The 21,025-nt window shown below is 41.6% G+C and carries 18 protein-coding genes and 1 pseudogene; 7 read left to right on the forward strand and 12 right to left on the reverse strand.

Annotation, left to right across the window (positions count from 1 at the left end):
- The first annotated feature begins 169 nt into the window (after nucleotides 1–169).
- The gene (locus tag KUL10_RS02645) at nucleotides 170–586 is read left to right on the forward strand and encodes a DUF3429 domain-containing protein (RefSeq protein ID WP_110427337.1); all 417 of its coding nucleotides are present in this window, start codon (nucleotides 170–172) and stop codon (nucleotides 584–586) included.
- A gap of 95 nt (nucleotides 587–681) precedes the next feature.
- Here KUL10_RS02645 and KUL10_RS02650 read toward each other — a convergent pair whose 3' ends face one another.
- The 4 genes from KUL10_RS02650 to KUL10_RS02665 form a co-directional block, all read right to left on the reverse strand.
- Complete coding sequence (locus KUL10_RS02650; protein ID WP_110427338.1) at nucleotides 682–2,136, reverse strand: phosphomannomutase CpsG; 1,455 nt, start codon at nucleotides 2,134–2,136, stop codon at nucleotides 682–684.
- 69 nt (nucleotides 2,137–2,205) lie between these two features.
- Nucleotides 2,206–3,621: a mannose-1-phosphate guanylyltransferase/mannose-6-phosphate isomerase gene (locus KUL10_RS02655; RefSeq protein ID WP_110427339.1), complete on the reverse strand. Its 1,416-nt coding sequence runs from the start codon at nucleotides 3,619–3,621 to the stop codon at nucleotides 2,206–2,208.
- A gap of 173 nt (nucleotides 3,622–3,794) precedes the next feature.
- The gene (locus KUL10_RS02660; protein ID WP_110427340.1) at nucleotides 3,795–4,625 is read right to left on the reverse strand and encodes a pirin family protein; all 831 of its coding nucleotides are present in this window, start codon (nucleotides 4,623–4,625) and stop codon (nucleotides 3,795–3,797) included.
- A gap of 1 nt (nucleotide 4,626) precedes the next feature.
- The gene (locus KUL10_RS02665) at nucleotides 4,627–5,586 is read right to left on the reverse strand and encodes a glutathione S-transferase family protein (RefSeq protein WP_110427341.1); all 960 of its coding nucleotides are present in this window, start codon (nucleotides 5,584–5,586) and stop codon (nucleotides 4,627–4,629) included.
- A 126-nt stretch (nucleotides 5,587–5,712) separates the two neighbouring features.
- Between KUL10_RS02665 and tcdA the strand changes: the two genes are divergently transcribed.
- The gene (gene tcdA / locus KUL10_RS02670) at nucleotides 5,713–6,483 is read left to right on the forward strand and encodes a tRNA cyclic N6-threonylcarbamoyladenosine(37) synthase TcdA (RefSeq protein ID WP_110427342.1); all 771 of its coding nucleotides are present in this window, start codon (nucleotides 5,713–5,715) and stop codon (nucleotides 6,481–6,483) included.
- Nucleotides 6,484–6,501: 18 nt separating this feature from the next.
- Here the strand turns inward: tcdA and KUL10_RS02675 are convergent, their stop codons facing one another.
- Nucleotides 6,502–7,170 carry a hypothetical protein gene (locus KUL10_RS02675; RefSeq protein WP_110427343.1) on the reverse strand — a complete coding sequence of 223 codons (669 nt, stop codon included), beginning with the start codon at nucleotides 7,168–7,170 and terminating at the stop codon, nucleotides 6,502–6,504.
- Between the two features lie 115 nt (nucleotides 7,171–7,285).
- On the opposite strand from KUL10_RS02675, the pseudogene KUL10_RS02680 reads away from it, so the two are divergent.
- Together KUL10_RS02680 and KUL10_RS02685 are read left to right on the forward strand one after the other, a co-directional pair.
- Nucleotides 7,286–8,187 (forward strand): annotated as a pseudogene (locus KUL10_RS02680) (LysR family transcriptional regulator).
- Nucleotides 8,188–8,216: 29 nt separating this feature from the next.
- Entirely contained in the window at nucleotides 8,217–8,624 is a 408-nt protein-coding gene (locus KUL10_RS02685) for a hypothetical protein (RefSeq protein ID WP_110427344.1), read from the forward strand.
- On the opposite strand, the gene KUL10_RS02690 is transcribed toward KUL10_RS02685, so the two are convergent.
- Complete coding sequence (locus KUL10_RS02690) at nucleotides 8,621–9,094, reverse strand: DUF2919 domain-containing protein (protein ID WP_233499673.1); 474 nt, start codon at nucleotides 9,092–9,094, stop codon at nucleotides 8,621–8,623. The two genes, KUL10_RS02685 and KUL10_RS02690, sit on opposite strands and share 4 nt — an antisense overlap.
- 387 nt (nucleotides 9,095–9,481) lie before the next feature.
- On the opposite strand from KUL10_RS02690, the gene KUL10_RS02695 reads away from it, so the two are divergent.
- Nucleotides 9,482–10,546: a galactose oxidase gene (locus tag KUL10_RS02695; RefSeq protein ID WP_158525300.1), complete on the forward strand. Its 1,065-nt coding sequence runs from the start codon at nucleotides 9,482–9,484 to the stop codon at nucleotides 10,544–10,546.
- Nucleotides 10,547–10,690: 144 nt separating this feature from the next.
- A complete protein-coding gene (gene rimO, locus KUL10_RS02700) occupies nucleotides 10,691–12,118 on the forward strand; it encodes a 30S ribosomal protein S12 methylthiotransferase RimO (RefSeq protein ID WP_110427346.1) in 1,428 nt (475 codons plus the stop codon).
- Here the strand turns inward: rimO and kdsB are convergent.
- The 5 genes from kdsB to KUL10_RS02725 all read right to left on the reverse strand — a co-directional run bounded on the left by kdsB (nucleotide 12,115) and on the right by KUL10_RS02725 (nucleotide 18,420).
- Nucleotides 12,115–12,879, reverse strand: coding sequence for a 3-deoxy-manno-octulosonate cytidylyltransferase (gene kdsB / locus KUL10_RS02705; RefSeq protein ID WP_110427347.1), 765 nt, complete (start codon nucleotides 12,877–12,879; stop codon nucleotides 12,115–12,117). The genes rimO and kdsB overlap by 4 nt on opposite strands.
- 1 nt (nucleotide 12,880) lies before the next feature.
- Entirely contained in the window at nucleotides 12,881–13,081 is a 201-nt protein-coding gene (locus KUL10_RS02710) for a Trm112 family protein (RefSeq protein ID WP_110427348.1), read from the reverse strand.
- Between the two features lie 10 nt (nucleotides 13,082–13,091).
- Nucleotides 13,092–14,144: a tetraacyldisaccharide 4'-kinase gene (lpxK, locus tag KUL10_RS02715; protein WP_110427349.1), complete on the reverse strand. Its 1,053-nt coding sequence runs from the start codon at nucleotides 14,142–14,144 to the stop codon at nucleotides 13,092–13,094.
- Nucleotides 14,145–14,146: 2 nt separating this feature from the next.
- Complete coding sequence (gene msbA / locus KUL10_RS02720; RefSeq protein ID WP_110427350.1) at nucleotides 14,147–15,892, reverse strand: lipid A export permease/ATP-binding protein MsbA; 1,746 nt, start codon at nucleotides 15,890–15,892, stop codon at nucleotides 14,147–14,149.
- Nucleotides 15,893–15,981: 89 nt separating this feature from the next.
- Nucleotides 15,982–18,420, reverse strand: coding sequence for a DNA internalization-related competence protein ComEC/Rec2 (locus KUL10_RS02725; protein ID WP_110427351.1), 2,439 nt, complete (start codon nucleotides 18,418–18,420; stop codon nucleotides 15,982–15,984).
- Between the two features lie 40 nt (nucleotides 18,421–18,460).
- On the opposite strand from KUL10_RS02725, the gene KUL10_RS02730 reads away from it, so the two are divergent.
- Nucleotides 18,461–18,979 (forward strand): DUF2062 domain-containing protein, encoded by a 519-nt coding sequence (locus KUL10_RS02730; RefSeq protein ID WP_110427352.1) that lies wholly within the window; start codon nucleotides 18,461–18,463, stop codon nucleotides 18,977–18,979.
- 5 nt (nucleotides 18,980–18,984) lie between these two features.
- Here the strand turns inward: KUL10_RS02730 and ligA are convergent, their stop codons facing one another.
- On the reverse strand, nucleotides 18,985–21,012 hold the full coding sequence (gene ligA, locus KUL10_RS02735; protein ID WP_110427353.1) for an NAD-dependent DNA ligase LigA: 2,028 nt from the start codon (nucleotides 21,010–21,012) through the stop codon (nucleotides 18,985–18,987).
- Nucleotides 21,013–21,025: the final 13 nt, after the last annotated feature.

The following is a 21,025-nucleotide window of genomic DNA, read 5'->3' on the forward strand; positions in this document are numbered from 1 at the left end:
ACACTAATAAAAACGCGTTATTGAGAGTTATAGACTAGTTTTTCATTTAAGAAATGAATAAAAATTCAAGAATGAAAAGAAAATCGGTGATTAAAATCAGCTTATTTTTATTAAGATGGTGGATAATCAAAACCTATTTCGAATTTAAAATTTAAACGGTCGGTATATTATGCATGTTCAATTTAAACTCTTAGGCTTAGCAGGGCTCATTCCGTTTGTATTTTTGCCACCTGCAGCGTATTTTGAGCTTGTCCCTTATCTCAAAGCGTATATCCATTTCGTCCAATACTCTGCCGTTATCTTGTCTTTTTTCGGTGGTGTTCACTGGTTCAACGCAATCTCAGAAAATAAAATTAACCACCAAGTCTACGTCGCAATGTTTCCAAGTATCGTTGCCTGGTTAAGTATAGTCTTTTTAGACGGAAAGATGCTCTTAATGGTGCTTTCTCTGGGTTATATAGCGATTTTGATGTATGACAAGTTCACACTAAAACTGAGTCCACAAATGATTGTAGACTACACAAAATTAAGAGTGATGCTCACGTCGGTAGTGGTGCTATCACATTTAGGTATGAGTTTAATCTAGTTGTATAAATACTGTGTGGGGATGCCCAAATACACAGGTCTATTGTATTTGGGCTATTAATATTTGGGTTATTAGAGTTGGAGAGCTTTTTTACCTTAAGCGCGAATAAGCGATATTAGTTCGGCAGTTTTCTCTTCCATAAGCGGGATATCAGCAACCGACTCAACATTCAACCTTATCACCGGCTCAGTGTTTGACTTGCGCAGATTAAACCGCCACGAGCCGAATTCCATGCCAATCCCGTCGGTTTTATCTACCACTTCCGCATCACCCTCGTAATGCTGAATCACTTTCTTGATTGTTTGCCCTGCATCTTCAACTGTCGAATTAATCTCTCCAGATGATGGGAACGCTTTTATTCGTTGCGAAACAAGACTGGAAAGGCTTTGTTTCTTCGTACACAGTAATTCCGCCACTAGCAGCCATGGGATCATACCAGAATCACAATAAGCAAAATCTCTGAAGTAGTGATGAGCACTCATTTCGCCACCGTAAACGGCATCTTCTTTTCGCATTCTTTCTTTAATGAATGCGTGTCCCGTTTTGGATTTAATTGGCTTTCCACCCGCATTTTTAACTATGTCTTCGGTATTCCAAAAAACCCGTGGGTCATAAATGATTTTTGCACCTTTCTCTTTGTCTAAAAACGCTTGAGCAAGTAGACCGACAATATAATATCCTTCTATAAACTCACCGTTTTCATCGAACAAAAAGCAACGATCAAAATCACCGTCCCATGCAATGCCCATATCAGCCTTGTGTTCAATCACGGCCTTAGCAGTATCGGCTCTGTTTTCGGGCAACAATGGGTTAGGAATACCATTAGGAAAGTTGCCATCGGGTTCGTGATGAACTTTGATGAACTCAACAGGTACATTTTGGTGTTTAAACAACAGTTCAATTGCGTCTAGTGCATGCCCTGCACTGCCGTTTCCTGCGTTAACCACTAGCTTAAGTGGTGTAATATTTTGCAGGTTCACGTATTCAGCCAAGTGAAGCACATAATCATTTAAACACGAAACACGTTGATAATTTTCAGTGCCGAGTAACACAATTTCCTTCACGGTAGCACCACCAGCTTCAAAATCGCTTTGAGAAATAATCTCGCCTCGACCGTAATAGGTTAAACGCGCTTGCACATTTAAATCGTCATAGCTTTCAGCGCGGTCGCGTATAGCAAATAAACCACTATCTCCGCTGATAGGCACTGATCCAGCTTTCACCATTTTCATGCCATTGTAGTCAATTGGATTATGACTGGCGGTCACTTCAATTCCGCCATCAACGCCTAGGTGTTTAGTGGCAAAATATATTTCTTCAGTTCCTGCCGAGCCTATGTCGCTTACTTTGGCTCCACCGTCAATAATACCTGCCGCTAAGGCTAACTTTAGGGGAAGAGAAGTCTTTCTTGCATCTGAACCCAGAACCACCGTTCTAGCTTGTAACTCCTCGGCAAAAGCGCGTCCAATTCTGTAGGCAACATTTTCACTTAGCTGTTCGCCTAGTTTGCCTCGAATATCGTATGCTTTAAAGCATGTAATTTTAGTCATGTTTTGTTCTTTACTCTTTATTTCGCTGGCGCTCGGCCTCTCTTTATTTCGCTGGCGCTCGGCCTCTCTTTATTTCGCTGGCGCTCGGCCGTAGCGATCCGAAAAGCGGACAATGTCGTCTTCGCCTAGGTAGCTTCCTGATTGAACCTCGATTAATTCTAGTGGGATTTTACCTGGGTTTTCTAATGCGTGGATTTCGCCAATTGGGATATATACAGATTCGTTTTCGGTGACTAACTCTGTTTTATCGCCAATTGTGATATTTGCGGTACCAGAAACGACGACCCAGTGCTCAGCTCTGTGGTGGTGCATTTGAACTGAAAGCTTTTCGCCAGGCTTAACGGTAATTCGCTTAACTTGATAGCGTTCGCCATTATCGATTGAATCGTAGCTCCCCCAAGGTCTGAAAACTTCGCGATGAAACTGAAACTCTGAGCGTTTTTCGGCTTTTAACTGATTAACCACCTTTTTGATATCTTGGACTTTGTCTTTATGCGCCACCATCACTGCGTCTTTAGTTTCAACCACAATTAAGTCATCACAACCGATCACTGATACTAAACGTCCTTCAGAGTTAACGTAGCTATTATTGACACCAGTTAACATCACGTCACCGACGGTCACGTTACCGCTCGCATCTTTATCTTTTGATGTTTCCCAAAGCGAAGACCAACTGCCCACGTCATTCCAACCGGCGTCAAGCGGCACCATGCAAGCATGTGCTGTTTTTTCCATCACGGCATAATCAATAGAGTCATCTGGGCATTTTGCAAATTCGTCAGCATCTATGCGAATAAACGTCATATCGGATTCAGGGGCATCCATTGCTTTTTCACATGCTGCAAAAATTTCGGGTTGATGCGTTTTTAATTCATTTAAGTAAACACTGGCTTTGAACATAAACATGCCACTGTTCCAGAAGTAATCTTTAGACGCGACATATTCTTCAGCAGTACTCAAATCTGGCTTTTCAACAAACTCAGCCACTTTGAAACCAGAGTTATCGATACTCAAACCCGCCTTAATGTATCCGTACCCAGTATGAGCTTGCGTTGGCACAATACCAAAGGTCACTAAGTTGCCTTTTTCTGCAAGTAACTCAGCTTGCTCAATAGCACTGTGAAACGCCGATTCATTTTCAATTAAATGATCTGCAGCCAATACCAAAAGAACTGGGTCTTGGTCATTTTTTAGAGCCTGTAAGGCAGCAAGCGCAATAGCAGGTGCAGTGTTGCGCCCGAAAGGTTCAAGGATAATTGAGTCGTAATTGATGTCGGCAACTCGAAGTTGCTCAGCGGCTAAAAAGCGATGATCTTCATTACAAATGAAAACGGGGGAATCTAGCTTTTCCGCTGGAAGGCGCAAGATAGTGTCTTGCAGCATAGTATTTTCTGAAGTTAACGCTAGAAATTGCTTAGGCAAGGCAGAGCGAGATTTTGGCCAAAGACGGCTTCCAGTGCCGCCAGCAAGTACGACTGGTTTCATTACATATCCTTTTTACAAAAATCAATTTGAAAGATAGTAATTAAAGCAAAGTGTTTGTTCAATCAATAATCGGTGATATCGACGTTATTTAACGTCGATATCACACTATGCAAACATTATACACACACTTAGTAAGCACATCGTTCTGGATTTCTATTATTGGTGCTTAAAGGCTAAGCCAAGGCTCCCGTCCGAAAATCACTCAAAGCTTGATTAATTTCCGCTTCAGTATTCATCACAAAAGGACCATATTGCACGACAGGTTCGTTGATCGGTTTCCCAGTAACAACAATGAGCCGAGCTTCATTTTCATTGTTATTCTCAACAGCCAACTTACCATCAATATCCAGCACACCTAATTGTCCTTTCGAAAGCGTCTTACCTGCAATCGTTAACTCACCCTCGTAGACATAGATAAACCCATTATGATCTTGAGATAACTCGATGCTTTGATTGCCTGATGCTGTCAAATGGACATCCAAAAACAAGGGTTTAACCGCTTGCGTTGTCACTGCACCTGTTACCGAATCAAACTCTCCTGCCAATACGCGCACTAAATTACCATTGTCCAATTGAACTTCAGGTACCTCCGTGCTTGGGATATCTTGATACCCTGGCATCGACATTTTTTGATCCGCAGGCAGATTTACCCACAACTGAAACCCTCTCATTTTACCCGAGGTTTGTTGAGGCATTTCTTCATGAATGATCCCTTTTCCTGCGTTCATCCATTGCAAGCCGCCATCTTCAATTATTCCAGTGTTGCCCACTGAGTCTTTGTGTCCCATTTTGCCATTTAGCATATAAGTCACGGTTTGAAATCCGCGATGTGGATGCTGCGGAAATCCTGCAATATAGTCCTGAGCCTCCTCTGACCCAAATTCATCAAGCATTAAAAATGGATCTAAACGCTTAAGCAAAGGCTGGCCGAGCACTCTTTTTAATTTTACGCCAGCACCATCAGAAGCTGGCATACCGTTCACAATTTGTTTAATCGTTGTCATGTTAAATGGCTCCTCTGTTATATGGGCTTTTCAAATCCATCACAGGCCCTTTTGGAACCACTTGTGTAGGATTAATCATCGTGTGGCTAAAATAGTAATGCCTTTTTATATGATCGAAGTTGGTTGTCGGAGCAATACCGTCCATTTGATATAGCTCTTTTACATAATTAGACAGCGCTGGGTAGTCAGCAATACGTTTTAAATTGCATTTGAAGTGCCCAACATAGACGGGGTCAAACCTAATCAAGGTAGTAAATAGCCGCCAATCTGCTTCTGTTAATGTGTCACCCACTAAATAGCGCTGAGTTGAAAGCCTTTCTTCAAGTTTATCCAATGCATCAAACAAAGCTTTAACAGCTTCTTCGTAGGCCTCTTGAGTGGTCGCAAACCCTGCTTTGTAAACACCATTATTGACATTGTGATAAACGTACTCATTAATTTCATCTATTTCTTCGCGAAGATGCTCAGGGTAGTAATCCTGAGTGTTACCTGTTAACTCATTAAAAGCGAAATTGAATATTCTAATCAGCTCGGCAGACTCGTTATTGACGATGGTATTGTGTTTTTTATCCCACAATACAGGCACGGTCACTCTGGAGGTGATATCTGCTTTGGCTTTTGTATAAACTTGATGCATATAATCAAAGCCAAAAAGATGATCTTTGGATGCGCCTTCATACCCATCAAATACCCAACCTTTATCTAACATATCAGGGCTTACAACAGACACATCGATGTATTCTTCAAGCCCTTTTAATGCTCTGAAAATAAGTGTTCGATGTGCCCATGGGCATGCCAAAGAAACATATAAGTGATATCGACCCTTCTCTGGCTTAAATTTTGAATCAGCCTCAGACGAAATCGTATCTCGAAACATAGAATCTTGTCTGACAAATTTGCCATTACTCTTTTTAGTGTCGTACCATTGGTCTTTCCAAACACCTTCAACTAATAAACCCATTTTTGACTCCTTACAAACCGTATTGTCAATGTATTAACTTGATGGATGTATTAAAGCACTTATAAACAAGAAAATAACTCGCTAAAACTAGCATGTTTAATTCGATTTTTTAGAAAGGTTTGCAATATGAATACTCACCCCGTTTTCTCTGGCATACAAAGGCTATATGGCTTGCAAGGCTATGAAAAACTCTCACATTCACATGTGGTAGTGATTGGTATTGGAGGGGTTGGCTCGTGGGCAGCAGAGTGTTTGGCTAGGACAGGAGTAGGTGCTATTACACTGATTGATTTAGACGACATCTCAAAAAGTAATATTAATCGACAATTACATGCCCTGCACTCAACAATTGAAGCCACTAAAGTCGATATTATGAAAACGCGTATTCTTGATATTAACCCCGAGTGCAAGGTTCACGCGATTGAAGATTTTGTGACCAGCGAGACAGTGAGTGAATATATTAATACTCAATGTGATGTCGTCATCGATGCAGTTGACAGTATTTCAGCTAAAGCAGAGATGATTGCTTTTTGTAAACGCAACAAAATCAAAATAATCACGGTTGGCGGCGCAGGTGGCCAAATAGACCCTTTGCAGATTACCGTAAGCGACCTTGCAAAAACGATTCAAGATCCCTTGGCAGCAAAATTGCGCTCGGAGCTTAGACGAAAATTTAACTTCAGCAAAAACCCCAAGAGAAACTTTGGTGTTGAGTGTGTTTATTCCACTGAACAACTCCGCTACCCCAAAGCTGATGGCTCTGTCGGTTATGAAAAACAAGCACAACAAGGCGCTGGAAAGATGGACTGTAGCAGTGGTTTTGGCTCTTTTGTCGGTGTCACGAGTAACTTTGGTATGATTGCGGCAAGTCGAGCCATTCGTCATTTGTTAAAATAGCTTGCTACTGCTCTATCATCAAATACTTGCGCTAGCTTCTCGTTGTCGATAGCGTCTAACATCGATAATCACGGCAATAAATAGCCATATGCCAATAAGACTAAACAACAGAACAGTGTTCTCAGCCATCTGCATGACTTGCTCACTTAGCACTGCAGTACCTGCGATGAGTAATAGATAATATGGTAGATTCAACAACCCTGCTAAACCAACAACACGCATCGCTTTTCGTTGAGCGCCTTGAGCAAACATGAAGAACGCGAGCGAATTCATGTGGATCATAGCGAGTAAAAGGTGTTTGGTTTTGGTTTCCTCAGTCTTGGCATTCACTCGGGCAGTGTGCGATGTTCCCCGATTTGAAAAGCGTCCTAATTGATAATTAATCAAAGAACCAATAGTTGCCGCAATGACCATTACAAGTGTCAAATACAAGATATCCAAAGGTCTGGGGTTAGCGCCTACCACTAAAATCACAGCAAAGAATTGCCCCGGAAAATAAAAACCAACGTAAACAATGGACTCTAATAAAATAATGGCAAAAATAACTAAGTAAAAATATTCACCTTTACTATCCTCCAAGTATCCTAGAATTTGGTCACCAGGCGGAATTATTTCAAAAGTGACTAAGACTGAAATTAGAGATAACGCAAACAGCGCAGTAAAGGGTAAAAATGAAGCGTATTTCATGTTTAGGTTCAAAATATTGAGTGTGTACTATGATTTACGTTTAACATAGTTAATAAGCGCAAGAAATTCTATTAAGAATTATTAATTTATCACCTTTTACTTTTAGGAAAAAATCTTGTACCGACCAAAGACAACATTAGAACAATGGCGAATTTTACAGGCTGTCGTTGATTATGGTGGCTATGCTCACGCAGCTGAAAAGCTAAATAAGTCACAGTCTTCACTCAATCACGCAGTCGCTAAACTTCAGTCAATGTTGGGAGTTCAACTATTAGAAGTTATCGGTAGAAAGGCTGTGCTAACGGAAGCTGGCGAAGTGATGCTTCGACGCTCACGCTATTTAACTCAAGATGTTGAAAACCTAGAATCATTAGCAATAAATATTAATCAGGATTGGGAACCCGAAATCACATTAGTCGTTGATTTAGCCTATCCAAAAGAAAATTATTAGCCCCTTTAAAAGCTTTTTTACCTGAATCAAGAGGCAGTCGCTTAAGGATTCTTGACGAAGTACTCACAGGTGCAGACCTTGCTATTACAGAACACAAAGCAGACTTAGTCATCAATACATCAATTCCCAAAGGTTTTTTGGGTGAACCGATTGCATTTATCTCATTTATCCTTGTATGCGCGCCTAATCACCCACTCACTCAATTATCACTGCCTCTAGATCCAAATGCTTTGGCACAAGAACTTCAAATAGTGATTAAAGACTCGGCTAAAACACCGGAAGAAAAAACGGGATGGTTGAGATCAGAAAATCGTTGGACAGTCAGTCATTTCGACTACGCCATTGAGTTGCTTCTACAGGGTATTGGCTTTTGCTGGTTGCCAGAACACACCGTGAGCGAATTAATTAAAACAGGAAAGTTAACATCTCTAACTGTAGAGGGTAGCTACTTTAAACAGTTTACTGCTTACTTGATATCACCAACACCTGATAATCAAGGCCCAGGCACAAAACTTCTCGAAAAACTTATTTTACAACACCGCGAAATTGATTTACCGTCGTCTTAACTATATGACTTACCAATGAAAATATAAGAATGGATCAACTAGAACTCGCAACCTTAATGAAAGACACCGCACAAGATGCGGTTGAAAATGCAAAAGAACAATTAGGTATTGAACTAGATTATTCAAATGAAAGCGTCATGCACATCGATAGACTTATCAGTCACTATCTAGATAACTATCAATCACAAACACTTGATCAAAAAACAATTTTTACGGTTTGCCACATGTTTGGTTCCTATGTGGGTGAGGTATTCAAGCGGTCGGCAGGTGGGCATTGGGTTTATGACGATTCAGACCCTGATGCGCCAAATGTCTTACTTCACTATCAAGACAAGTCTTTCGCGTTTGCAGGCATTTGCTACGAAAGACTTATCAAAGATAGTAGTGTAAGTGTTAAGAAGTACTTTGATCTTGCATTAAATTTTGCCACTCACTAAACCGGCTTTTTCCAATCCGCTAGCATCACGCGCAGATGCTGGCTCTTGAAGGTATAAAGACCAAATAACAGTAGCCCAATAAATGAAAATGCGTGTGGCCATGAGAAACCAAAGTTTTCACTTTGAAGAATATAGACTTGCACGCATGCGTCGCTTATAAACGCAAACACCAATAAAACAGGGATCATAGAAATAACAGAATAATTGTTTGCATCCCAAATTTTTTCTCTAAAACTCATAATCAAAAGAATGATTAAAGCGGGCACTGCGTGTGAAAGCGACATGTAGAATTGGTATTTATCTGGATAAAACAGACTTAATAGCTTAGTTTGATCTTCTCTAAACGTTACCGAAGCAATAAAGACAATCATCGGCCTTAACAAAAACACTAAAGCAGCAAAAAGCAACGAAGGTGGCTTCACCCTGCCCGCTTCATCATAATTGTCAAGGGGTAACATCAGTTTCATCATAACTTAATCCATAATTAAATCGTAAGGTACTCTGTAGGTTTAACACTACTTTTGGTTTTGAATAACGACATTTAATATCGGCATGCAAACATATCTATTCAAATCACTTCAGCAAGTTATGTGCCTAAACAGTGTGTCACCGGCTATTATGTAACTTGGCGCGTCCACTTAAAGGAAGCGACTCGTTGTCCCTTAAGTACATACTGAGGTTATTTATTGAAAACTCAAGTAATAGTCCATAAATAACGGGACAATTCAAACAGATATTTGTAAGCACTACCATTGGCTGTTAACCTTGTAATATCTGCTCTTTGCTACAAAATCATGGGACAAGGAGCAATACGCCTTTGTTTTAACCGTTCGAATGACAGATATAAGAAAATAAAGATGAATTATTTTTATCGCAAAAACCGTTGCTTCTATTATATATTGATTGCCTTAAGTGTTTCATTGAGCGGATGTTTATCAAACGCTACATCTATTGCAAGAGAGCAAACGCGTGAACAAACGGAAAATGTAAAGTGGCAAGAAGTCTCCGCCGTAAACAAACCAACGCCCCGTCACGAAGCCGGTTTAGTCGCAATTAACAAGGATATTTACTTGTTGGGTGGACGACGTTTAAATCCAACTAATCGTTTCAACGTGATTGACAATACATGGACTGAGCTAAGCCCAACGCCGATCGAAATTCATCACTTGCAACCCGTCGCTTATCAAAACAAAATTTATATTATAGGCGCAATGACAGGTCCTTTCCCAAATGAAAAACCTATTGATAGAGTGATTGTATATGATCCAAAAACCGACACTTATGAATTCACTCACGCTATACCCAAAGATCGCCAAAGAGGTGGCGCAGGCGTAGTCGTCTATAACGATAAATTCTATATTGTGGGTGGCATTACCCATGGTCATATGGACGGTTTTAAACCATGGCTAGATGAATACGACCCGTCTACAGGCGAATGGAAAACACTGCATGATGCCCCCCACGCACGTGACCACTTTCAAACGGCAGTCATTGATCATAAATTATATGCCTTTGCTGGCAGAACCACCTCTCATGCCACTAATCAAGCGATGACCTTAACAGTATTAAAAGGTGATGTTTATGACTTTAAAAAGGGTGAATGGGAGGCCGTCAATGAGTCAACAAATATCCCCACTAAACGAGCCGGAAACTCTGTTGCTGTATATAACGATCATCTGATTATTTTAGGAGGTGAAAGCGGTGAACAAGTTGCATCTCATAAAGAGGTTGAAGTGTATAACCCAGTCAATCGAACATGGAGCGCGTTGCCGAATTCGCTATTGGGTCGCCACGGCACTGGTGCTGTCATCATTGATGACACACTTTATACCGCATCAGGTAGCGGAAATCGCGGCGGTGGCCCAGAGTTGACAAGCATAGAGGCAATTCATTTGCCGTCTGCATGGGCGCAAATGCACTAACATTTGACAGACCAAATGTAGTTGTCGCAAGGATTTCATAAAGATTTTCATTCATGTATAATCGCGCGTCAATTTAGAGCGGCCTGAAGGCAGTTGCGTTTAAACCTGCGTAGCGCAAAGGCGACAACATTACAGTGAGTGAGCATGACAGTCGAAAAGTTTACCCCTAGTTCTCCTAGTGATATGAATAGGCGCACCACTACCTTAGAAATACCTACTCAGGTGATTGACGCGCAATCATCCACCACATCAGGTGCAAAAATTGGCTTCGTCAGCCTTGGTTGCCCAAAAAACCTAGTTGATTCTGAACGCATACTGACTCAACTTAGAACCGAAGGCTACGATGTTGTCTCAAGCTACAACGACGCAGAGCTTGTGATTGTCAACACCTGCGGGTTTATTGATTCGGCGGTAGAAGAATCCTTAGACACTATCGGCGAAGCACTAGCTGAAAACGGAAAAGTCATTGTGACGGGATGTTTAGGCATCAAAGAAGATGAAATTCGCGAAGTCCACCCTAATGTTTTATCAATTACAGGCCCACATGCATACGAGTCTGTCGTTGAACAAGTGCACGAACACCTACCCAAGCCACAACACAACCCGTTTTTGAATTTGGTGCCTGATCATGGCGTGAAACTTACACCCAAGCACTATGCCTATCTAAAGATTTCAGAGGGCTGTAACCATCGCTGTACTTTTTGCATCATTCCGTCCATGCGCGGTGATTTAGTGAGCCGCCCTGTGGGTGAAGTATTGAGTGAAGCAAAACGTTTAAAAGCGGCTGGTGTTAACGAGCTGCTCGTCATTTCTCAAGATACGAGCGCTTATGGGGTAGACGTAAAATATAAGACCGATTTTTGGGACGGCATGCCAGTTAAAACGCACATGCAACAATTGTGTGAAAAACTAGGTGAAATGGATATGTGGGTAAGACTTCACTATGTCTATCCCTATCCTCATGTTGATGAGCTAATTCCACTGATGGCTGAAGGTAAGGTATTGCCTTATCTTGATATTCCGTTTCAACACGCTAACAAACGCATTCTTAGACTGATGAAGCGACCAGGAAGTGCCGATCGCACTATAGAAAGAATCAAGAAGTGGCGAGAAATCTGTCCTGAACTTGTCATTCGCTCTACGTTTATCGTTGGCTTCCCTGGTGAAACAGAAGAAGAGTTTGAAGAGTTACTCAACTTTTTAAGAGAAGCGCAAATCGACCGTGCAGGATGCTTTAAGTATTCACCTGTAGACGGCGCAAAAGCTAACGACTTGCCTGACCCAGTGCCCGAATCAGTCAAAGAACAGCGTTTGGCCAGATTCATGGAAGTACAATCAGCGATTAGTTACGAACGCCTACAAGCCAAAATTGGCAGTGAATACAACGTTATTATAGACGAAATCACACCAGAGGGTGCAGTAGGCAGAACCTTTGGCGATGCGCCCGAAATCGACGGCGTTGTGCACTTAAACGATGTATTTGACGTTAAGGTCGGCGAACGGCTTTGGGTTGAAATTATCCATACCGATCAACACGACCTTTGGGCGGTGCCCGTAACAGACGAAGATTAACTAGCAGCCATCAAACGCGCTAAATCTTCAGGAGTATCGACGCCATGCGGTGGCGTCTTTGCTGCGACATCAACATGGATATTATAACCATGCCATAGCACGCGCAATTGCTCTAAGGACTCGATGCTTTCTAACTGAGTGCTTGCCAATTTGTTGTATTGGCTCACAAAACCCGCGCGATATCCATAAATGCCAATATGTCGAAGGTATTCCCCCGGTAGATCTTCAAGACTAAGCTCAGTCAAATCATTGGATAGCATTGCATTTCTATCAAATGGAATAACTGCTCTAGAAAAGTACATGGCTAAATTCTTAGCATTGGTCACTACTTTTACTATATTAGGGTTCAAAATATCATCTACGTCTGTAATAACTTGAGCGAGTGTTCCCATCGGGACATGGGGATTTTCAGCTAAATTTTTGGCTACTTGGATAATATTTTCAGCAGGAATGAAGGGTTCATCACCTTGTACGTTGACCACAATTTGCTTTTTATCGATATTTTCTTTGGCAATCACTTCTGCCAATCGACTCGTCCCCGATTCATGATCGTCAGCGGTCATGCATACCTGCGCACCAAATGAATGACAAGCATCCGCAATGCGTTGATCATCAGTTGCCACAATAATCTGTTTTGCACCTGACTCTTGAGCACGCTCGAACACATGTTGAATCATTGACTTATTATTGATCAGTGCTAATGGCTTTCCGGGAAACCTTGTAGACCCATAACGAGCTGGGATAATTACGCTAAAATTCATGCTACTTTGCCTTTAAAGCATCAAGTTCATCTAAGCTCAAGCTTCTAGCTTCGGTTTCGAGTAACACGGGAATATTGTCTTTAATTGGATAGGCAAGCCTATCAAAGCGACAAATTAATTCATTGAGTTCAGGCTCTAATGAAAGCTGCCCTTTACACACTGGGCACGCAAGAATATCGAGTAGTTGTCTATCAAAAGCCATGCTTTTCTCTTTAATTATTTGGTGATGCGGTGTGAGTTAACACCGCATCTATTGCTGATTCAAATGTCTGCGGTAACACTGCAGAAACTTCAAGATACCAATGTTGCGCATTGTTAAACGCCCTGCATTTTACGGCATCTTTTTCGGTCATTAACACTAAACCATCAGGTAAATCGCTGATTGAGTACTGATAATGATCATCAAATCCTAATGTCTGTTCTGGTGTTATTCCTAATTGTTTTAGGGTATCAAAAAAACGAGAAGGCGAACCAATTCCTGCAATCGCAGTCACCTTCTGTTGATTAGTTGATAATATCTGTTCTTCAAATTCCTTAACGCCCAGTCTCTCGTGACTCCTCACGTTGACCCAATGCGAAGGTTTTAAGGTCATTTCATAAGCTGAATCAAAGGCATTTGTCAATTTGTCACACGTTGCGGTAGCAGACTCTACCACGCCGATATTACGCACAATCATGTCTACTGTATTAAGTCGCCAAATACCTTCTCGCAAGGGGCCCATCGGCAATAATCTTTGATTGCCTGCTACTCTGCTATCCATCACAACGATTTCAAAACTGCGTTGCAAAGCATAATGTTGAAGGCCATCATCACAAATTATGACATCACAATCACAATGCTCAACAAGGTAATCTGCCCCGCGCGTTCTTTTGGGATCAATCACAACCGGAATATCTAAGCGACTGGCTATTAATAAAGGCTCATCACCTACCTTATCAGCAGTATCGTCTTGGCAAACCCGATGAGGAAATACAGTTTGATTTCCGCCATATCCACGAGAGAGTACACCTGGTCTTTTTCCTTTACCCAGCGCAATTTGTGCAATGAGCAATGCCAGTGGAGTTTTGCCATTTCCCCCAACGGTAATATTACCCACAATAATGATTGGAACATCAGGTTTGCGGCTACTCAACAAGCCTATTTTGAACAAAAGTCGTCGAAGTGCCGACAATCCCCAAAACAGTAATTGCAAGGGGTAAAGTAACCAATACCATATCGGATACACACCGTTGCGTTGTTGATACCACAAGGTTTGTAGTTTCATATCTAGCCTTGCTGAAACTGCATACTGTGTAACTGCGAATACATCCCGCCCTTTGATAACAACTCTCCGTGGTTGCCCATCTCGATTACCTTTCCTTGTTCAACAACCAAAATCAGGTCGGCATTTTCAATTGTTGATAAACGGTGCGCAATGACAATACTCGTACGATTTTTTTGCAACTCATCTAAGGCTTGTTGGATGAATTTCTCAGATTCTGTATCTAACGCAGATGTCGCTTCATCAAGAATCAAAATCGGTGAGTCTGCCAAAATAGCTCTGGCAATAGCAATACGTTGACGCTGACCACCACTGAGCATCAGGCCATTTTCGCCCACTAAGGTGTCAAAACCATTGGATTGCTGTTGAACAAATTCGGTCACATGTGCCACATCTGCGGCTTGTTTGATCTGTTCTTGTGTTACCTTCCCTTCTTTACCATATGCAATATTGTTGGCAATCGTGTCATTGAAAAGGGTGACTTGCTGTGACACCAAGGCAAATTGTTGGCGAAGTGATGACAACTCAATATCATTTAATTCATGGCCATCTAAGCTAATAGAGCCAGAGTCAGGGGAGTAAAAACGAGTCAACAAGTTAGAAAGTGTTGATTTTCCGCTTCCGGAACGTCCAACCAACGCGATTGTCTGACCCGCCTTTATATCAAAACTCACATGACTTAGAGCAGGCTCGTCTTTGCTAGGATAAGTAAACGTAACATCTTTTAAACTAATATCACCTCTAGCACGCTCTATTTTTAATGTTCCTGTATCAGGCTCATTTTCTTGGTCGAGAATATCAAATACGCTAGTACATGCAGCCATGCCTTTTTGGAATTCATTATTAACGGTAGTTAATTGTTTTAGTGGTTTTAGCAGCATCACCATGCACACCACCACGTTGATAAACACCCCAGGAGTTAAGCCTTCAATCATGCCGTCTAAGCTAGAAACATATAGCACGAAAGCGAGTGCAATAGACGCTATCACTTGAATACTAGAGACACTGAGTATTTGTGAATTGACCAGTTTCATTCGTTGCTGACGGTTGTGGTTATTTTTATCATGAAAACGTTCGTCTTCAAGTTTTTGTCCACCAAACATAAGTACCACTTTATGGCCTTTGACAGCTTGTTCGACACCTGTGGTTAGCGAGCCCATGGATTCTTGTATTGCTTTGCTGACTTTTCTGAAGCGTTTACTGACAAAAGAAACGATAATCGCGACCAAAGGCCCAATCAAAATAAAAATTAGTGATAACTGCCACGAGTGATAAAACATCACTGCCAACAAGCCAATGACAAAAGTACCTTCGCGTATCAGCGTCAAGAAAGCCTTACCCGCTGCATTTGAAACTTGTTCGGTGTCGTAAATAATTTTTGAGATTAATACACCAGAAGAATGGTTATCATGAAACTCTACAGGCAGGTGGATATATTTTTGAAACAGTTGTTGACGCATTTTCATCACAACCTGACCACCTATCCACGACAGGGTATATGTCCCTAGAAAATTACAGATGCCACGTAAAATAAACAAAGGAACGATAACCATCGCCGCAATCCGCAAAAACGCCGAATCACCGCTATTCAAACTATCATCGATCAGTGGCTGGAGCTGAGAAAAAACAAAGGTGTCGACGCCTGCATATCCCATCATGCCAACCACAGCGACGAAAAACGGCAGTTTGAATGGAGAAAGATACTTTAAAAAGCGCCTAACGGTGCTTTTATCATTGTTTGAACTTGTCATATCGCCTTATAAGACTTTTCGGAAACACGTAAATTGTAACCTTTTTTAAATAAAAAAACCCATTATTATCAGTGTCCCAAGAATCTCACTTAGGGTTTTAAGTACCAATAATTCGCTTCATCCTGACGATATCGTTTCACCACAATTTGTTTGTCTATCTCAAATTGGATACGCCCATGCTCTCCGGTGTGCAAAATAACGGCATTTGCTGCGTGATAGCGATTAATAACCTCTTGGTTAGGAAGCTTCCAGCGACCATTGTAACGACTACTAAACACAACATACTTTGCCGAAACCGCTTTAACAAAATCTGGGCTTGAAGATGTTTTACTCCCGTGGTGCGGTGCAATCAGAATATCCGAGCTTAGACTAATAGCGTTTTGCTTATCCAGCTCAACCAAGGCTTGTTCTGCCTTCTTTTCAATATCGCCAGCAAATAAAATAGAAGTCTGACTTAAGCGATGCGTTAATTTCAACACACAGCTGTCATCGTTTTCAGCCTTTAAAACTTTTGTAATTGGCCACAAAATGTCTACTTCAAACGAAATAAACATATCTTTAACTAATTGGCTTGAGTCCTGGTTACAAGTATTCGCTGGCCTATGCAGATTAGAAAATAACTTATTTTTCTTCAACAATATAAGACCGCCTGAGTGATCAATATCATCGTGACTGATAAACACATGGTCAATTTTAGCGACCCCTTTCGCTTTCAAAAATGGCTGAATAACAGAACTGGCAATACTAAAACCGGAGGGATATGACGCACCAGTGTCATATAGAATAGTCGTATCTGTACTACTGACAAAGGCCGCTAAACCATGCCCGACATCAAAGACATCAAGCGAAACCATATTGTGTTTTGTTGGTAAAAAGTAGCTGATAAAAGACACCAGTAATAAAAGTAAGACACGTTTTTTGTATGGGGCATAGGGTAAAAATAGAAAAAACATAGCGAACACAAAGAGGCAGATTGCCCCAAAGCGAATTTTTGAAATCTCAAACACCGCAAATTCGAAGGAGGAAGCCCATTGTAAGCCCATAAACAGAATATCGATCGTTTCATTTGCCAGCTGAAACAACAAAAACGAAATACTCTGCCAGTCGAACATTAGGCAAATAGTAGCAAGCAGGCATAGTGGCACCACCAAAAAGCTCACCACGGGCACTGCGATAAAGTTTGCCATGGGTGAAACCAAAGAAACTATCTGAAAGTAATACGCAACAATGGGTAAGGTCAACAGACATAAAATTAATTGCACTTTGCACGCATGAATAAATTTATCAACTGTGCTGTTTTGACTGTTCCTTAAACGCCACAAAATAAAAAAGATGATAAAGACTGCGCTAAACGACAACCAAAAGCTTATACTAAGAACAGATAATGGCATTAGCACTAAACACAGAAATACCAAGTAAATTAAACTCGTACTTGCCTTCCAATGCAGAAGTAAGCACGCGCATATGGTAATTAGGCTCACGGCAACCAATGCCCGAGTGACCGGTAGTTCAAATCCTGCAATGTGTGCATAAAGCGCCGAAATAAGAAAACAAATAATAAGGCTGATATGATTGATTCTGTGCTGTTTAAATGACTTTTTGAATGAGAAATGACGAGTTTGTCTATGTTGTGAAGTGAGTAAACTATGCGTAGATCTTGTCACACTGCTATATTGCACTCGTGCTCTAGAAAGCCAAACTAACCCCATACTGACACTCGCTACGAGTGGCTTACATAAAAAGAAGGCAAACATGCTTACCACACCTAAATGTAAGCCTGAAATAGCAAACAAGTGAGCTGTTCCGGTTTGTTGGATCAATGACCATGCTTCCTGAGTAATTGCAGTCCTTACCCCTAAAGACAAGGCCATCAGTTCTGCTTGATGCGTTAATTTTAGTTGCTGCATTTTGTCTAAAAGTTGTTGTCTCGATGATGGTTGACTGGACAATAACTCATTACTTGGACTGGGTTTGACATATCCGGTTGCTACTATATTTTTTGAGGCTAGCCACTTTTGATACTGAAAACCATCAGGGTTAGCCAGTCCTGATGGCGGTTTCACTACAACGAGTAGTTTAAGGATATCCCCCTGCTTAATTGACTCATGCTTTTGTCGATCGCCCAACTCTCTGCGCCAAGAAATACGCACCAATGGTTTGAGCAACAGCGTGTTTTTACCTACTTTAGATATGTGTGCGTTAAAGCGAATATTTGTAAAGGGTTTACTGCTAGATTGAGGTGTTTGATTTAAAAGCACATCGCTAACAATTGCATGCACAAGCACTGGTGTACTATATATCAGGGTTGATGGCATCCAATATTTATATAAGTGCCCCACTCCTCCTAACCAAGCAATACTCAAAAGTATAAAAGCCAAGTAAAGATGCTTTTTAAGTACAAAAAACAATACTAAAGTTACAAACGCGCATACCCCTACGAAGTAAATTGGTGGTAAACTCTGCCACCAGATAAAAGAAATGAGCATTAACACCACGCTTGTAATATTTCTCGAGTAATTTACAAGCATGATGCTCCTTCTAGAGACGTAACCTTGAAGCAAAAATGCGATGCCAAAAAAGTTTATTAGACGGTATTTACCTGATCACAAAGCAGTCAGAGAACAAAAGTATCTGAAGCTGTTTGGCGATCTCTTACACGATCCAAATTTATGGTTACTAAACCGCAAATCTGCATCGGGTGCTTTTGGCGTGGGTTTGTTTTTTGCGTTTTGGCCAGTGCCTTTTCAAATGATATTTTCTGCCGCTGCGGCCATTCCACTTCGCGTCAATTTGCCACTCTCAGTGGCGACTGTATGGATAACTAACCCACTTACCATGCCACCCATATTTTACTGCGCTTATTTAGTGGGTAGTACTGTACTTGGGACGCAAATGTCCGATTTTGAGTTTGAATTAAGCTGGCAATGGTTAGGTGAATCGCTTGTCACAATCGGCCCAGCCTTTTTATTAGGCTGCGCAATTTGCTCTGTAGTAGCTGGAATATTAGGTTATTTCGGTATGGACGGTGTCTGGCGCTGGTCCGTGGCACGAGCTTGGAAAAATCGCCAAGCTCGTGAAAAACGTTAGATAAGTTAGAGCGATTCAAAAAACGAAAGCATGGCAGTTTCGTCCCATGTTTCAATCCCTAAGTCTTGGGCCTTTGTTAGTTTTGAACCGGCTTTCTCACCAGCAATCAGTAAGTCCGTTTTAGCTGAAACGCTACCAGACACCTTTGCGCCCAATTCTTGTAGTTTAGCCTTTGCTTCACTGCGCCCCATCTGAGATAGAGTGCCGGTTAACACGATAGTTTTACCTAAAAGCGGTTGCTTTGACTCATCTGCCTTTTCAATATCAGGCCAAGATACACCGCATTCGATTAAGCTATCGATGATTTCAAGGTTATGAGTCTCTTGCATAAAATTAAATAAATGCTCTGCGACCACTTTCCCCACGTCTTGTACTTCTTGAAGTGCATCTATATCAGCCTGTTTAATCGCCTCAAGCGTGTAAAAATGAAGCGCTAAATTGCGCGCGGTAGACTCACCTACTTCACGAATACCCAGCGAATATAAGAACTTAGCTAAGGTGGTTTGTTTGGCCTTATCTAATGACCTTAAAAGGTTGACGGCTGATTTCTCGCCCATTCGCTCCAGCCCAATTAACTTGGGAAGGTCTAATTTGAACAAGTCAGCTGGGTTCTGAATCAGATTAGCGTTGACTAGCTGCTCAACGATTTTGTCACCTAAGCCATCAATATCAAACGCTTTACGAGATGCAAAGTGTATAATTGCTTGCGTTCTTTGAGCGCTACAAACTAATCCACCTGTGCACCTTGCCACTGCTTCAGTATCTAATCGTTCAACAGCAGATTCGCATACTGGACAGGTTTCGGGGAAAAGAATATCGCGCTCACTACCATCTCGTTTGGCCGTAACGACGGACACCACTTGAGGTATTACGTCACCGGCGCGTCTGATCACAACGGTATCGCCCACTTTCACCTGTAAGCGGTCTATTTCGTCTTGATTGTGCAGGGTAGCATTTGAAACCGTCACCCCACCAACAAATACTGGTTCAAGTCTGGCAACCGGTGTAATTGCGCCAGTTCTCCCTACTTGAAACTCAACATCTTGAAGACGTGTCATTTCTTCTTGAGCAGGAAATTTTTGAGCCATCGCCCATCTAGGCGCCTTTGCTACAAACCCAAGCCTTTGTTGAAGTGCCATGTCATTGACTTTAAACACGACGCCGTCAATGTCATACGACAAATCGTTTCTAATTTGACCTATCTTATTGAAATAGTCTACGCATGCTTGCGCGCCCGTCGCAGTGCTTACTTCCTTGCACAAGGGCAAACCCCATTTGGCCAGACTTGATAGACGTTCGCTATGCCGCGACAAAGATTTAAACGCGTCTTCACTTGCCAAACCAGTTGAATAGGCATAGAACAACAGTGGACGTTTGGCTGTAATTCTTGAATCTAACTGACGTAGGCTTCCCGCCGCTGCATTGCGCGGATTAGCGAAAACCTTTGCCGCTTTTTTTTGCTGTTCGATATTGAGTTGCTCAAAACCGGCTTTCGGCATAAACACCTCACCACGCACCTCAAGTCGTTCAGGAATGTCATCACCGCGTAATTTAATAGGCACATTAGCGATAGTCTTGACGTTTTGGGTAATGTTTTCACCCACTTGACCATCACCACGCGTCGCCGCACGCACTAACACGCCATTTTCATACAATATAGAAACCGCAAGTCCATCTAATTTGGGTTCGCAACTAAATTCAATATTTTCAGATTTATTTAACCTGTCATTGACTCGTTTTTCGAAAGCAAACAAATCACTTTCATCGAAACCATTATCCAACGAAAGCATTGGCACTTCATGCGTAACCTGTTCAAATTTATCAAGCGCGGCGCCACCTACTTTTTGACTGGGTGAATCTGCACTTATCAATTGGGGATATTGCTTTTCTAACGCAATAAGCGCCTTCATGATGCGGTCATATTCAGCATCAGGCACGGTTGGATTATCGTTTACATAATATTCAAAATTATAATTTTCTAAGGTTTGACGATAATCATTGATTTGCTTTTCAACTTCAGCAAGATCGGTCATGTTGTTATCCACC

Origin of the sequence: Glaciecola sp. KUL10 (assembly GCF_003203515.1) — a bacterium.
Classification (GTDB): domain Bacteria; phylum Pseudomonadota; class Gammaproteobacteria; order Enterobacterales; family Alteromonadaceae; genus Glaciecola.